This is a genomic window from Candidatus Poribacteria bacterium (genome assembly GCA_021295755.1).
Lineage (GTDB): Bacteria > Poribacteria > WGA-4E > WGA-4E > PCPOR2b > PCPOR2b.
The window spans coordinates 8,801-10,121 of sequence record JAGWBT010000222.1; the positions used below are offsets into that span (position 1 = coordinate 8,801).

The following is a 1,321-nucleotide window of genomic DNA, read 5'->3' on the forward strand; positions in this document are numbered from 1 at the left end:
CAGTGAGCGTAGCGAACGCCCTAACACCTAACCGCTATCAGTGAGCGTAGCGAACGCCCTAACACCTAACCGCTATCAGCGATCGGTAAAGAGGGCATTGTGGCGAAGGGAAAACGATTGTAATCGCTACATGCCCTACTGACGGCTAACGGTTTCCGACGGAAACTGACTGCCAACATAATGGAGATTGTAATGAACAAAGGATTGATAGTTTTCATAATCTGTTTACTTTTGAGTATTGTAGATGTTTCTGCGCAAGCACAACGACTCGTTTCACTTCAGCCCACACGTGCTATCGAACTCGCGCTACAGAATAACGAGACGGTAAAAAAAGCAGAAAAAGTCGTAGAACGCGCCAAGGCAAACCTCCGGGTGTCCAAGGCTGTTTATCTGCCACAAGTTGGGCTCACGGGTGAATATCAACGCCAAAAAGACGGCGATATCGATGATAGAGACTATCTCACCCGCGCGCAGGCGAGTATGCTCCTCGCCCAATTCGGTGAAATTCCCGAAGGTCTCGATGCCACACAGGAGGAAGTCCGAAAGGCAGAGATTGAATACGAGCACTCGAAAAAGGAGAGCGTTTACGCCGTTCGGAACCTCTGGCACAATATCATCCTCACACAGGAAGAGATTCAGGAACGACGTGCGATTGAGGTAGAACTCAATAAAAAACTCAAAGGCACACAAATCAAGCACGCAGAAAAACGGATCCCTTTCCTCAGTCGCCTCAATACGGAACTTGAACTCTCCGAACAGCAACTCGCACTCAACGAACTCCAACGGCGCCTTGACGTGGACACCGCAGAACTCATTCGTCTCACTGGACTTGATCCACTTTCAGAAGTGACGCTCTCACAACCGCTCCCTGAAGACGATCTGACCCTGGAAACCGCCGTTGAACTCGCGCTCGCAAACAACCTTGGTTTACGCGACTTACAAGGCGATATGCTCCGTCAAGAACGCCTCGCCGGAGAGACACTTTGGCACCGATTCCCCGAACTCTCTGCCGAAGCGCGCTACAAAGATCTCCATGTGTTGCTCGAGCAACATCAGCCCAGTGTAGGTGCCAGGGGGCAAACATGGGACGCAAAGGCACTCTATGATCCAGTGATACTCGATCGCGAGCGAGATGCGTCAAGCATTTTTCAAACCAGTCCGCGGACACGAGACGGGTGGGAACTGCGTTTCAACTTCAATATCCCGCTCTACGATGGAAACAAGACGAAAAATCTTCGCGCCGTAGAAATTGCAGAATTGGAGCGGTTGCAGCTGGCATATATCGAAAAAACAAAGTCAATCCGTGTCGCGGTGCGACGCG

The 1,321-nt window shown here is 50.9% G+C and carries 1 protein-coding gene; it reads left to right on the forward strand.

The genetic code is table 11. The features are described 5' to 3' along the window. Window positions 1-192: 192 nt before the first annotated feature. Window positions 193-1,321: TolC family protein (locus J4G02_22280; GenBank protein MCE2397239.1), on the forward strand; the 1,129-nt coding region annotated here is incomplete at its 3' end.